The 11,608-nt window shown below is 66.4% G+C and carries 14 protein-coding genes and 1 tRNA gene; 10 read left to right on the top strand and 5 right to left on the bottom strand.

Annotated elements, in window-relative coordinates; genetic code table 11:
- On the top strand, nucleotides 1-487 hold a 487-nt coding region (gene msrA / locus ACIQ3R_RS09650; RefSeq protein ID WP_397417805.1), incomplete at its 5' end, for a peptide-methionine (S)-S-oxide reductase MsrA.
- A 13-nt stretch (nucleotides 488-500) separates the two neighbouring features.
- Nucleotides 501-842, top strand: coding sequence for an MmcQ/YjbR family DNA-binding protein (locus ACIQ3R_RS09645; RefSeq protein ID WP_397417803.1), 342 nt, complete (start codon nucleotides 501-503; stop codon nucleotides 840-842).
- A gap of 36 nt (nucleotides 843-878) precedes the next feature.
- On the opposite strand, the gene ACIQ3R_RS09640 is transcribed toward ACIQ3R_RS09645, so the two are convergent.
- A tRNA-Ala gene (locus ACIQ3R_RS09640) sits at nucleotides 879-954 on the bottom strand.
- 109 nt (nucleotides 955-1,063) lie between these two features.
- On the opposite strand from ACIQ3R_RS09640, the gene ACIQ3R_RS09635 reads away from it, so the two are divergent.
- The 4 genes from ACIQ3R_RS09635 (at nucleotide 1,064) to nudC (ending at nucleotide 3,588) form a co-directional block, all read left to right on the top strand.
- Complete coding sequence (locus ACIQ3R_RS09635; RefSeq protein ID WP_397417801.1) at nucleotides 1,064-1,348, top strand: YggT family protein; 285 nt, start codon at nucleotides 1,064-1,066, stop codon at nucleotides 1,346-1,348.
- An 8-nt stretch (nucleotides 1,349-1,356) separates the two neighbouring features.
- Nucleotides 1,357-2,103, top strand: coding sequence for an SIR2 family NAD-dependent protein deacylase (locus tag ACIQ3R_RS09630; RefSeq protein ID WP_397417798.1), 747 nt, complete (start codon nucleotides 1,357-1,359; stop codon nucleotides 2,101-2,103).
- A gap of 100 nt (nucleotides 2,104-2,203) precedes the next feature.
- Nucleotides 2,204-2,611, top strand: coding sequence for a hypothetical protein (locus ACIQ3R_RS09625; protein WP_397417796.1), 408 nt, complete (start codon nucleotides 2,204-2,206; stop codon nucleotides 2,609-2,611).
- A gap of 47 nt (nucleotides 2,612-2,658) precedes the next feature.
- Entirely contained in the window at nucleotides 2,659-3,588 is a 930-nt protein-coding gene (nudC, locus tag ACIQ3R_RS09620; RefSeq protein ID WP_397417794.1) for an NAD(+) diphosphatase, read from the top strand.
- Nucleotides 3,589-3,765: 177 nt separating this feature from the next.
- Here the strand turns inward: nudC and dapE are convergent, their stop codons facing one another.
- The 4 genes from dapE to ACIQ3R_RS09600 form a co-directional block, all read right to left on the bottom strand.
- Nucleotides 3,766-4,908, bottom strand: coding sequence for a succinyl-diaminopimelate desuccinylase (dapE, locus tag ACIQ3R_RS09615; protein WP_397417792.1), 1,143 nt, complete (start codon nucleotides 4,906-4,908; stop codon nucleotides 3,766-3,768).
- A 41-nt stretch (nucleotides 4,909-4,949) separates the two neighbouring features.
- Nucleotides 4,950-5,237, bottom strand: coding sequence for a DUF1330 domain-containing protein (locus tag ACIQ3R_RS09610; protein WP_397417790.1), 288 nt, complete (start codon nucleotides 5,235-5,237; stop codon nucleotides 4,950-4,952).
- Between the two features lie 15 nt (nucleotides 5,238-5,252).
- Nucleotides 5,253-6,794: an acyl-CoA synthetase gene (locus tag ACIQ3R_RS09605; protein ID WP_397417788.1), complete on the bottom strand. Its 1,542-nt coding sequence runs from the start codon at nucleotides 6,792-6,794 to the stop codon at nucleotides 5,253-5,255.
- Nucleotides 6,795-6,866: 72 nt separating this feature from the next.
- Nucleotides 6,867-7,646 (bottom strand): hypothetical protein, encoded by a 780-nt coding sequence (locus tag ACIQ3R_RS09600; protein WP_397417786.1) that lies wholly within the window; start codon nucleotides 7,644-7,646, stop codon nucleotides 6,867-6,869.
- A gap of 119 nt (nucleotides 7,647-7,765) precedes the next feature.
- Here ACIQ3R_RS09600 and ACIQ3R_RS09595 point away from each other — a divergent pair, with 119 nt between their 5' ends.
- The 4 genes from ACIQ3R_RS09595 to ACIQ3R_RS09580 all read left to right on the top strand — a co-directional run.
- On the top strand, nucleotides 7,766-8,644 hold the full coding sequence (locus ACIQ3R_RS09595; protein WP_397417784.1) for a crotonase/enoyl-CoA hydratase family protein: 879 nt from the start codon (nucleotides 7,766-7,768) through the stop codon (nucleotides 8,642-8,644).
- 280 nt (nucleotides 8,645-8,924) lie between these two features.
- Nucleotides 8,925-9,344, top strand: a complete 420-nt coding sequence (locus ACIQ3R_RS09590) for a MucR family transcriptional regulator (RefSeq protein ID WP_397417782.1) — start codon at nucleotides 8,925-8,927, stop codon at nucleotides 9,342-9,344.
- Between the two features lie 115 nt (nucleotides 9,345-9,459).
- Nucleotides 9,460-9,960: a cytochrome c maturation protein CcmE gene (ccmE, locus tag ACIQ3R_RS09585; protein WP_397417780.1), complete on the top strand. Its 501-nt coding sequence runs from the start codon at nucleotides 9,460-9,462 to the stop codon at nucleotides 9,958-9,960.
- 151 nt (nucleotides 9,961-10,111) lie between these two features.
- Nucleotides 10,112-11,608, top strand: a 1,497-nt coding sequence (locus tag ACIQ3R_RS09580) for a Do family serine endopeptidase (RefSeq protein ID WP_397417778.1), incomplete at its 3' end; no start/stop codon positions are given.

Below are 11,608 nucleotides of genomic sequence, written 5' to 3'. Positions count from 1 at the left end.
GGGGGTCGAGCGGATCTTCTGGCAGGCGCCGGGCGTCTGGGTCACTGCAGTTGGCTATCAGCAGGGCCTGACCCCCAACCCGGGCTATGAGGAAGTGTGTTCCGGCCGCACCGGCCATACGGAGTCCGTGCTGGTGGTATTCGACCCCAAGCTAACCTCCTACGCCGAGCTTCTGAAGCTGTTCTGGGAGAACCATGACCCGACCCAGGGCATGCGCCAGGGTAATGACGTGGGCACCCAGTACCGTTCGGGCCTCTACACGATGAGCGATCAACAGGCGGCGCAGGCATTGGCCTCGCGCGACGCCTATCAGGCCGAGCTTTCGAAGCGTGGCTTCGGGCGAATCACCAGCGAGATCGAACCGGCCGGGCCGTTCTACTTCGCCGAGGATTATCACCAGCAGTACCTGGCCAAGAACCCGGGCGGCTATTGCGGCATCGGCGGCACGGGCGTGTCGTGCCCCGTCGGCCTGGGCGCCCCGGCCTGAGGCGGCGGCCAGCGTGACCCGCGAGGAGATCGGCCTTCTGGCGCTGGCCCTGCCGGCGACCACGCATGTGGTCCAGTGGGGCGACAGCGACGTCTACAAGGTGGGCGGCAAGGTGTTCGCGGTTTGCGGGCTTTCGGGAGGGCTCTCGTTCAAGGTTACGCCGATCGGCTTCGAAGTGCTGACCACGGCCGGCGGCCCCGGCCGCCAGGCGCCCTACTTCGCCAAGGGCCATTGGGTGAACGTGCCGCTCGACGACCTTGACCCCACCGACGCCGCCGACTGGATCATGAACGCCCACGGTCTGATGGCCGCCAAGCTCACCCGCAAGGCGAGGGCGGAGCTCGGTCTAGGCTGAGGGACCAGTGTCCCTTTCTGCAGACGGAAGGCTTCCTGGTGGAGCCGAGGGGAATCGAACCCCTGACCTCCTCATTGCGAACGAGGCGCTCTACCATCTGAGCTACGGCCCCCAGGGATCACCCAGGAAGGCGCGGAATAAGGCGAAGGGGCCTTCTTCTGTCAAGCCGCTTCCGCTGACCGCCTTTGCCCGCCCGCCAAAGCCCGCTAGAAGCCGCGAACATGGACCCCTTGGCCTTTGTCATCTTCATCGTACGGGCGCTGCTCGAACTGCTCGTCTGGGCGATCATCATCAGCGCGATCCTGTCGTGGCTCGTGGCGTTCAACGTCATCAATGTGCGCAATGGCTTCGTCTACAGTCTGGTGCGCACGCTGGAGGGCGTGACGCGGCCGGTGCTGGCGCCCTTCCAAAGGTTCATCCCGCCCCTAGGCGGGATCGACCTGTCGCCGATCGTGGTGATCCTCCTGATCCAGGGGGCGCTGCGCTATCTGATCCCGCAGGTCTGATCCGCGCCGTGGCCGGCCGCGCCGATCTCGCCCGACTGATCGCCGATGCGCAGCGGATGGTGGTGTTTACCGGCGCCGGCATCTCGACCGAGAGCGGGATCCCCGACTTCCGCAGTCCCGGCGGTGTCTGGAGCAAAATGAAGCCCATCTATTTTCAGGACTTCGTTTCCGATGAGGCCCGGCGCCGTGAGGCCTGGGAGCGGGCCTTCGCCGGTCGCGCCGGCTGGACAGGGCGCGAGCCCAACGCAGGCCACCACGCGGTGGCCCGTCTCGTCGCCTCGGGCAAGGCGTCCAGCGTCATTACCCAGAACGTCGACAACCTGCACCAGAACTCGGGCGTCCCGGCGGAAAAGGTGATCGAGCTACACGGCAACGCCAGCTACGCGACCTGCCTGGAGTGCGCGCTGCGGCACGAGCTGGACGATCTCAAGGCGCTCTGGGCGGCCACCGGCGATCTGCCCTGTTGCCGCGCCTGCGGCGGCATCGTCAAAACCGCAACTATCTCCTTCGGACAGTCGATGCCCGCCGGGCCGATGGCGCGGGCCGAGGCTGAGACCCTTGCCTGCGACCTGTTCCTGGTGATGGGTTCCTCGCTCGCAGTTTACCCGGCCGCGGGGTTTCCGATCCTGGCCAAGCGCAACGGCGCGGCGCTGGCGATCCTCAACCGGGAGCCCACGGAGCTGGATGCGGTCGCCGACCTGGTCCTGCACGATGAGATCGGCCCCACCATGACCGAGGTGGCGCCCGCGAACTGAGCGGCGGCGCGTTTCGAACCGACCGCGCTCTATTGGTCACACCGCCGCCTTGATCCTTCGGCTATGCCAGCCGCCGACGTTACGAACCCTGGAGCCTTCCTTGCGCCGTCTACTCGCCGCCGCCCTCGTTCCGGTCCTGCTGGCCGCCTGCACGCCGCCTGCTGGCGGCGCCACTGACGCTGGCGATCCCTATGCGGGCCTCGATTCCCAGATCCTGGTCTGGCGCGGGGCGCTGGAGGCCGAGCATCCTGCCTGCGCCACCAAGGTTGACGGCAAAGGCTGCCAGGACTTCCAGGTTATGTGTAAGGCCGCCCAGGAGATCACGCCCGAGGAGACCGGGCGCGGCGTCACCGCCCAGCTCGTCGCCGCCATGACCTTCGCCGGCCGGAACGCCGACGGGTCGACGGGTAAGTCCGGCTCCGCCTTCGCCGTCTTCACCAAGACCGGAACGACCTGGAGCCGCGAAGGGGCCCCGCCGGTCAACCTATCGACCTGCGCGCCTCTGTAGGTCTACCTCCGGCTTGATGCGGCGGCGGGGACCGTTATGGAAGGCGCATGACCCTCGATGTCTTCCGCAATACATTCGCCGGCAACCCGCTCAACCGCGCCAGCGAGCGACGAGGCGACACCGACTGGCTCGAGGGCCAGCTGGCTTCGTCTGAAAGCCTGGGTATCGCGCTCTGGAATGGTCGCCCGTTCGTGGAGAAAACCAAGGACGGCGGTTGGCAGGTAGCCTATCTGCCGGCCAAGCTGGTCGGCGAGTTAGCCGGCGGGCCGGAACGGCTGCTGTTCATGGGGCTCTGGAACGAGACGGCGATCTTCGCGGTCGACCTGGAGGGCCCGGCCGATCCCGCTAACGGTCCGCTGCAGGGGCTCGGCGAGTTCAAGGACCTGCGTTTGCTGGCAGCCCAGATGCCTGGGCCCGACGCGGCGATCCTGGCCACCGCCAAGGCCATGTTCGAGTGGCGGCGCAAGCACGGCTACTGCGCCGCTTGCGGCCAGCCGTCGGAGCCGCGTGAGGGCGGCTGGAAGCGTCAGTGCCCGTCCTGTCAGGCCGAGCATTTCCCGCGCACCGATCCGGTGGTGATCATGCTGGCGCACCACGAGGGCCGATGCATGCTGGGCCGCCAGGAAGCGTGGCCGAAGGGCATGTATTCCGCCCTCGCCGGGTTCCTGGAGCCGGGTGAGAGCATTGAGGAGGCCTGCGCCCGCGAGCTGGCCGAAGAGGCGGCGCTGAAGACCGTGCGTGTCCGCTATCACTCGACCCAGCCCTGGCCTTATCCTTCGTCACTGATGATCGGGCTGATCGCTGAGGTGGCCGACGATCAGGCCGCGCCGGATCAGACTGAGCTCTCGGAAGTCCGCTGGTTCACCCGCGCCGAGGCTCGCGCCCTACTGTCCGGCGAGATTGAAGGCGCTTTCTGCCCCCAGCCGATGGCGATCGCCCACCAGCTGATCCGGGCCTGGGCGTTCGAGGCGGATTGAGGGTTACTCGCCTCTTCCTGTTCGAAACCAAAAACGGAAACGTCATGGCCCGGCTTGTCCGGGCCATCCATTTCGCTCGGCGATTCCGAGGGGGTTCGGAGCCGCTGCGATCTATCGGCCGAAACGGAGATCATGGGTGGCCCGGACGAGCCGGGCCATGACGCGGAAGGGGTTGGGTCAGGCGAAGTACCGCGCCAGGATCCGCGCATAGACCCGCTGCAGGGTGCGAATCTCCTCGACCGGCGCGCGTTCGTCCACCTGGTGCATGGTCTTGCCCACCAGTCCTACCTCGATCACCGGGCAGAGCGCGCGGATGAAGCGGGCGTCCGACGTCCCACCCGAGGTCGAGAGTTCGGGTGGTGCGCCGGTCACATCTGCCACGGCGGCGGCGACCAACTCGGTGAAGTCGCCGCGTTCGGTGAGGAACGCCTCGCCGCTGATGCTGCTGGTCACAGTGATCTTGCCGGGGAAGTCGCCCTGGGCGCGCCAGGCCTCGATGTCGAACCAGTCGGCCAGTTGCTGGCCTGTATGGCTGGGGTTGAAGCGGATGTTGAGCCGAGCCCGCGCCACGCCGGGGATCACATTGGTGGCGGTGTTGGGCGCCTCGATCATGGTGACTTCCAGGTTCGAGGGCTGGAATTCCGGAAAGCCTTCGTCGAGCTTGCGGCTCTGCAGGGCCGACAGCAGCCGGATCAGCACCGGCACGGGATTGGCCGCGCGATGCGGATAGGCCACGTGGCCCTGGACGCCTTCGACAAGGATATCGGCGTTAATCGAGCCGCGCCGGCCGACCTTGACCATGTCGCCGAAGGTCTCGGCAGAGGTGGGTTCGCCTACCACGCAGTGGTCGATGATCTCGCCCTCGGCGGCCAGGGCCTCGACCACCAGCTTCGTTCCGTGGGTGGCCACGCCTTCTTCGTCGCCGGTGATCAGGAACGAGATGGAGCCTGTGACCCTACCCGCCGCGATGGCCTCGCCGGCGGCGGCGGTGAAGGCGGCGATGGCGCTCTTCATGTCGACCGCGCCCCGGCCGAGCAGCACGCCGTCGACGATCTCGGCCGCGAAGGCGTCCCTGGACCAGGCCCCGGCGTCGCCCACCGGCACCACATCCGTGTGGCCCGCGAAGCAGAGGTTCGGCCGCGCGGTTCCCCATCGCGCATAGAGGTTTTCGATTTCCCCGAACTTCATCCGCCGGCAGGCGAAGCCCAGGCCCAAGAGCGTCCGCTCGACAACGTCCATGGCGCCCGCATCGGCGGGCGTCACCGAGGGGCGGCGGATGAGGTCGCGGGTGAGCTCGACAGGATCAATCAGGTTGGCCATGGCCCGCGCTTTAGCCGCCTGAACGCGCGCTGGCGAGGGGGCTAGACCCCTTCGAAGATCAGCGCATCTGTGTTGGCGCTCCTCATCCGAAGCTTGAGCAGCGGCTCGTACTGCGGCGAGGCGTAGAAGGCCTTGAGCGCCCCCATGTCCGGGAACTCCAGCAACACAATGCGTCGGAGCGCACGGTCGCCCTCCAACACCTCGGCCGCCCCACCGCGCGCCAGATATCGGCCGCCGAAGTGATTGATCACCTCGCCGACGTCCCGCCGATAAACGTCGAACCCCGCTGGATCGGTGATTTCGATTTCAGCCAGCAGGTAGGCGGCCATGTCGGGCTCCTTGGGTCAGACGATCTTGGAGCCTTCCTTGCCCCAATAGGCGTCGCGGATCAGACGCTTGTAGAGCTTGCCGGTCGGATGACGCGGCAGCTCCTGCATGAAGTCGAGCTTACGGGGCGACTTTACGTGGCTGAGGTTCGCTCTGGCATAAGCCATCAGTTCGTCGCGAAGTGCTTCGCCGGCTTCCGCCCAGTCGGCGGGCTGGATCACCGCGATGACCTGCTCGCCCATCTCCTCGTGCGGCCCGCCGACCACGGCCACGTCGGCGACCTTCGGGTGGCCGATCAGCAGATTCTCAATCTCCTGAGGATAGATGTTCACGCCGCCCGAGATGATCATGAAGCTCTTGCGGTCGGTGAGGTAGAGATAGCCCTCCTCATCCACCCAGCCCACGTCGCCCAGCGTCGTCCAGCCGTACTTGTTGGTGTTCTCGGCGACCTTTTCAGGGGCGTTGTGGTAGCTCAGTGGCGGGCCACCAGCGAAGTGGACCACGCCTTCTGTGCGCGGCGGCACGGGTTCGCCCTCGTCGTCGCAGATCTTGACCTCTGCGGTCAGGCCGCGGCCGACCGAGCCTTTGTGGGTCAGCCACTCGGCGGCCGAGATGTAGCAGAAGCCATTGCCCTCGGTTCCGGCGTAGTACTCGTGGATGATCGGTCCCCACCACGCGATCATCTGCTCCTTCACCGGGATCGGGCAGGGCGCGGCGGCGTGCACGGCCGAGACCATCGAGGAGATGTCGTACTTCTTCCGCACCTCTTCCGGCAGCTTCAACAAGCGCACGAAATGGGTCGGCACGAACTGGCCGCAGTCGCACTTGTAGCGCTCGATGTTCGCCAGCATCTGCTCAGGATCGAACTTCTCCATCACCACCACGGTGCCGCCATTGCGATGCACGCCCATGGTCCAGCGCAGGGGCGCGGCATGGTAGAGCGGCGCCGGCGAGATATAGGTCGAGGGATCGGGGAAGCCGAACATCGCCCGTGACATGGCGGCGAGCGGCGAGGGCTCATCGATGGGCAGGCCGGTCAGCATCGGCTTGATCCCCTTGGGTCGGCCGGTGGTGCCCGAGGAATAGAGCATGTCCGATCCGGCCGTCTGGTCGGCGACGGGCGTGGTCGGAAAGGCCGCGCGGGCGGCCTCGAAGTCGGCGAACGGCGCGCGCGCCTCACCCACCATATAGAGCTTGACCGAGGCCGGCAGCACGCCGGGCAGCTCCTCGGTCACAGGTCCTACGCTGGCCGAAGTGATCAGCACCTGGGCGCCGCAATCGCCGACGATGTACTCCACCTCGCCGGCGGTCAGCTTAGAGGAGATGCAGGTGTAGTAGAGCCCGCACCTCTGCGCCGCCCAGGCGATCTCGAAATAGCGCGGGTGGTTGTCGAGGAAGATCGCGATCACGTCGCCGGCCTTGAGCCCCAGCGATCGGAACAGCTGCGCGCCCTGGTTCGAGCGCGCTTCAAGTTGGCCATATGTCACCGTCTCTCCGGTGCCGGCCATAATGTAGGCCGGGCGGTCCGGATGGGTCTTGGCGTGGACGGTCGGATGCATGCTGTCACTCCCGCTGGCGGTCTAGGGGCCACCCTCTTTGGCGCGGAGTAGCAAACCTTGACGTCGGGTGCGTCAAGCGGGAGGGCCGGGTGGCTTCGGGAATTCGAGGGGAGCGACGACGGCGCCCGGAGTTCCGGCGGTCACAGCACGGTAGATGGCATCGCCCACAGGACTGTAGGTGATCGCCTCGATCGCCATGGCCGACACAAGTAGGGCGCCCACGCCCCAGAACCAAGCCGGATGGACACGGCCGTTGCGGCGCAGGTCGGCTACCATACCTGCCAATGGGAAGGCCAAGCAGGCGACCAACGTCGCCTCCCACGCCCAAGGCGTCAGCAGCGGCATGGGCAGCAGTCTGCCGAAGCCTGGACCTAGCAGCATCGCCATGGCGCAGAAGTGCAGACGCCGATGCCAGTCGGTCTCGCGACGCAGCGTAATCGCAGCCGCTGTCAAACCCGCAAAGGTAAACAGCGACACTGTGTCGAAGACCAGGAAATGCAGTGGCCGGAAGAAGAACGGCGCCGCGCCGCGCTGCACGATGGCCAAGGTGACCACGCAGCCCGCAATCAGCATCAGAAAGACCCACCCGGCGGCGATCCAGCCCAGCTGCCGGTGAAGCGCCGTGCGGCCGGTAGCTGCGAAGATGTTTTGCAGCAGGTAGATGCCAACCCAGCCCATGAACACGACCGCATGCGCATGGACATACAACGGCGCGGCGAAGCTTGATCGACCCATAGCCAGTTGGAGGGAGAAACCCGCCATCAGGACAAAGGTCATGGCGATGGCGCCACCCAGGAAAAAGCCCCTGTCTCGGCCCCCCGACGCCGGCAGACTATTGGTCATGCTGGTCATGATCGTGATCTCCCCAAACGAACCATAGCGCCGACCGGGCGCATGGCCCAAACAGGCCTTGACCTCCCAACCGTCAACCTCGCCGAACTGGGCCAATAGACATCACGAGGAAGAGCCATATGCCCACGTTCGAGACCCTGCTCTATTCCGTCGAGGACGGGATCGCCACGATCACGCTCAATCGGCCCGACAAGCTGAACGCGTTCAACACCACCATGATGAACGAGATGATCTCGGCGTTCGACGAGACTGATGGGGACGACAATGTGCGCGCCGTAATCATTACGGGTGCGGGCCGGGCGTTCTGCGCCGGGGCGGACCTGTCGGCCGGCGCGGCGACCTTCAACTACGATGCGCGCGACGCCCTGCATCGAGAGGCGCGTATGCGCGAGGGGGTGCAGCGGGACGGCGGCGGCCTGCTGACGCTGCGAATCTACGACAGCCTGAAGCCGGTGATCAGCGCCTGTAACGGGGCGGCCGTCGGCGTGGGCGTGACCATGCAGCTGGCCATGGATATCCGGCTTGCGTCGGACACCGCGCGCTATGGCTTCGTGTTCGCGCGGCGAGGGATCAACCCGGAGGCGTGCTCCTCATGGTTCCTGCCCAAGTTGGTGGGCGTCCAGACCGCGCTCGAGTGGTGTTACACGGGCCGCATCTTCCCGGCCTCTGAGGCGCTGGAGAAGGGATTGGTCCGCTCGGTGCATGCTCCCGACGACCTGTTGCCCGCCGCCCGCGCCATCGCCCGCGAGATCGCCGACAATACCGCGCCGGTGTCTGTGGCCGTAACCCGCCAGCTCTTGTGGCGGATGGCCGGCGCGTCGCACCCCATGGAAGCCCACCGCGCTGACAGCCGTGGCATCCAGGCCCGCGGCCGTTCCGGCGACGCCGCCGAGGGCGTCACCGCCTTCCTCGAAAAGCGCCCGCCCGTCTATCCCGACAAAGTCTCAAAGGATCTGCCGGATCTGTGGCCCCACTGGACGGCGCCGACCTTTAGCTAGAGCGCCCTCCGCGGAAGTGGAAGCTGGTTCAGCGCAGAAAATGCGGCAAATTCAAAGAGGCGAGCCTGGTGGTTCTGATCCGATGGATCTAATCTGATCGGGCGAGACTATAGCCGCCGCAAGACCTGAAATCGGTCGCGCGTCTTGTTTTGCGACAAGGCGCGCGAGCGCTGTTTATTTCGCGGTTGTGCGCGATCACCCTTACCGATAATCAGCGCGCACTGATCTTGTGACTCACGCGTCGGATCAATGGCGCCTCAACCTGCGGAACACAGAGACAATGGACGACAAGACGGACGTGATCGAAATGACGGCGGATATTGTTTCCGCTTATGTCGGCAACAACAGTGTCTCGGCCGCTGAACTTCCGAACCTGATTCAGAGCGTGCACCGCGCGCTGTCGGGCATCACAGGCGCGCCGGAAGCGGCGCCGGAGCCGCTCAAGGAACCAGCGGTCTCAGTTCGCAAGTCAATTACTCCCGACTTCCTGATCTGCCTGGAGGACGGCCGCAAATTCAAGTCGCTCAAGCGCCACCTGCGCACCAAGTACAACATGAGCCCCGAGGACTATCGGGCGAAGTGGGGCCTGGCCAAGGACTACCCGATGGTGGCCCCCAACTACGCCAAGGCGCGCTCGGACCTCGCAAAGCAGATGGGCCTCGGCCAGGGTGGCCGTCAGGCGCCGCGCAAGAAGCGCTGAGCATCGTGACGTCGGCTCCGCGTGCGTCCGGGGATGCGCGCGGGGATCGGCTTGACTATCTGGGGGCGGTCCATTTGTCCGGCGGGTGCGCCCGCGCGTTCCGGAGTATGCCCGAATGTCTTGGTTGCCCAAGTCCCGCAAGGCCCGAACCCGCCTGCTCCTGATGGCCGTGATTACGCCGGTGGTAGCAGTGGCGGTCGGGCTCTCGCTCTGGGCCTCCCGTAGCGCCATATCGTTGTTCTATACCCCCGCCCAGGCCGCTGAGGCCGATCCGCCGCCGGGCCGGGCGGTCCAGTTGGGCGGGCTGGTCGCACCGGGATCGGTGGTCCGCCACACTGACGGCCGGGTCGAATTCACCATCCGCGACAAGATCGCCGCCGACCGCGTGGTTTATCAGGGCGAACTGCCGGACCTATTCCGCGAAGGGCAGGGCATCGTGGCGGACGGCTCGTATCGCGCCGATGGCGTATTCGAGGCCAAGCGGGTGCTGGCCAAGCACGACGAGACCTACATGCCCAAGGAAGTGGCCGACGCGCTCAAGGAGCAGGGGGAGTGGCGCGGCGACGGAGAACAGCCCTCCTACGGCCAGATGCGTGCGGTCAGCAGCGGCAGTTGATCGGGCGCCCGATTGCCGCCGCACATTGGACGTGTTGCCAAGCGCCTGGTGACCTAAACGTAACTTGAGGGGCGTTGCACTTCGGTGCATCCGCCCTAGTTTCATAAAGCGCGTCGCGATGTGACCGCCCGCGCAGGGAAGACAGATGCCGATGACGTCGAAGACCAAAGGTTTCCTTCTGGGTGCTGTGGCCGGTGTAGGCGTGCTCGCCGCCGCCGTCGCCGGCGCAAGCATCGTGCAGTCCGATAGCCCGGCTCCGCCGCCGATGGCGGGCGGCCTGATCAAGGCCTCGACCACGCCCATCTTCGCGCCCCCGCCCGGCGCGCCGATGTCGTTCGCCGATATCTTTGAGCGGGTTTCGCCGGCCGTCGTGTCGATCAACGTCACAAGCCGGCCGGACGCCAATGCCGGCCTGCGCCAGTTCCCCGGCCTACCGTTCGCCATCCCGCGTGGACCCCAGGGCGGGCAGGGTGATGACCCGGGCGGCCCAGGCGAGCGCGGCCAACCGCGCGGCGCGCCGCAGCAATCGGCGGGATCGGGCTTCTTCATTTCGGCCGACGGCTACATCGTCACCAACAACCACGTCGTCGAGAATGCTGAATCGATCAAGGTCGTCCTGAAGGATGAGACCGAACTCGACGCCGAGGTCGTGGGCCGCGACGAAGGCACCGATCTGGCCGTCCTGAGGGTGAAGGATCGGCGCGGCCCGTTCCCATTTGTCAGCTTCGAGGATGCCGGAAAGCCGCGCGTCGGCGACTGGGTGTTCACTGTCGGGAATCCCTTCGGACTGGGCGGCACCGCCACCGCCGGTATCGTCTCCGCCTATGGACGCGACATCGGTGAGACCTTCGTCGACTACATTCAGATCGACGCGCCAATCAACCGGGGCAATTCCGGCGGCCCCACCTTTGACGTCTATGGCCGGGTGATCGGCGTCAACACCGCGATCTTCTCGCCGTCCGGGGGATCGGTCGGCATCGGCTTCGCCATTCCGGCCGAGGTTGCCGACAATGTCACCAAGCAACTGATCAACGGCGGCAAGATCGAGCGTGGTTACATCGGCGCCACGATCCAGAACTTCACCGCCGAGATGGCCGAGGCCCAGGGCCTTGCGGACCAGAAGGGCGCCATCGTCGCCGACCTGGCGCCTGGCGGCCCCTCGCAACGCGCCGGCGTGATGATCGGCGATGTTGTAGTGGGCGTGAATGGCGTGGCAGTCAAAAGCTCGTCCGACCTTACCCGTCAGGTGGCCCGCGTGCGCGGGGGTGACACGCTGCGGCTCGACATCATCCGCGAAGGCAAGCGCCGCATCATCGAGGTGCGATCCGGCGTTCGGCCCTCCGAGCGAGAACTCGCCCAGGTGGATGGACAAGGCGGCGGCCCGGGTCGGCCACCATCGGGCGGCTCCACGGCGGCAAGCGCACCGGTGCTGGGCATGGCCTTGAGCCCGCTCGACCCGGCCGCCCGCACGCGTCTCAATCTCCCGCCTGAAGTGCGCGGCGCGGTGGTGGACACCGTCGATCAGTCGTCCGACGCCGGTACCAAGGGCATGCGCCGGGGAGATGTAATCACCCTGGCCAACAGCCGGCCGGTCACCTCGTCGGCCGACCTCGCCGCCGTGGTCGACGCGGCAAAGAAGGCGGGGCGC

Source organism: Phenylobacterium sp. (genome assembly GCF_044371015.1).
In the GTDB taxonomy this organism is placed as follows: Bacteria; Pseudomonadota; Alphaproteobacteria; order Caulobacterales; family Caulobacteraceae; genus Phenylobacterium.
Note: the sequence above shows the minus strand (reverse complement) of the source record. Positions and strands in the feature narration are given on the sequence as shown.

Coding starts and splice junctions, on each gene's coding strand:
- ACIQ3R_RS09635 (WP_397417801.1), top strand. CDS start 1,064: ATGGACCCCTTGGCCTTTGTCATCTTCATCGTACGGGCGCTGCTCGAA.
- ACIQ3R_RS09590 (WP_397417782.1), top strand. CDS start 8,925: ATGGACGACAAGACGGACGTGATCGAAATGACGGCGGATATTGTTTCC.
- nudC (WP_397417794.1), top strand. CDS start 2,659: ATGACCCTCGATGTCTTCCGCAATACATTCGCCGGCAACCCGCTCAAC.
- ACIQ3R_RS09595 (WP_397417784.1), top strand. CDS start 7,766: ATGCCCACGTTCGAGACCCTGCTCTATTCCGTCGAGGACGGGATCGCC.
- ACIQ3R_RS09600 (WP_397417786.1), bottom strand. CDS start 7,646: ATGACCAGCATGACCAATAGTCTGCCGGCGTCGGGGGGCCGAGACAGG.
- dapE (WP_397417792.1), bottom strand. CDS start 4,908: ATGGCCAACCTGATTGATCCTGTCGAGCTCACCCGCGACCTCATCCGC.
- ACIQ3R_RS09605 (WP_397417788.1), bottom strand. CDS start 6,794: ATGCATCCGACCGTCCACGCCAAGACCCATCCGGACCGCCCGGCCTAC.
- ccmE (WP_397417780.1), top strand. CDS start 9,460: ATGTCTTGGTTGCCCAAGTCCCGCAAGGCCCGAACCCGCCTGCTCCTG.
- ACIQ3R_RS09610 (WP_397417790.1), bottom strand. CDS start 5,237: ATGGCCGCCTACCTGCTGGCTGAAATCGAAATCACCGATCCAGCGGGG.